This is a genomic window from Anaerobacillus sp. 1_MG-2023 (assembly GCF_030547345.1).
In the GTDB taxonomy this organism is placed as follows: domain Bacteria; phylum Bacillota; class Bacilli; order Bacillales; family Guptibacillaceae; genus Guptibacillus; species Guptibacillus hwajinpoensis_B.
Genome location: NZ_JAUORD010000292.1, coordinates 1 through 232, shown reverse-complemented (window position 1 = coordinate 232; position 232 = coordinate 1). Strand labels below are relative to the sequence as shown.

General features: G+C 56.0%; 1 protein-coding gene. It reads left to right on the top strand.

Translation table 11 applies throughout. The features are described from left to right. A partial coding sequence (locus Q4550_RS24215; protein WP_303536825.1) for an FAD-dependent oxidoreductase occupies positions 1-232 on the top strand: 232 nt, incomplete at both ends.

The window sequence follows — 232 nt, the reverse complement described above, 5'->3', positions numbered from 1 at the left end:
ACTTGTGATAGCTACGGGTTCCAGCGCCTTCATTCCTCCCCCATTTGATGGCGCAGCCCTGCCTAATCTTTTTGTCTACCGCGACCTACAGGATATTGAACAAATCATCGCCTCCTCTGCCGGGAAATCCTCTGCCGTCATCATCGGCGGCGGCCTACTCGGATTGGAAGCGGCCCAAGCTGTCACAGACCTAGGCCTAAACGCCACGGTCATGGAACGCTCGGATTTGCTC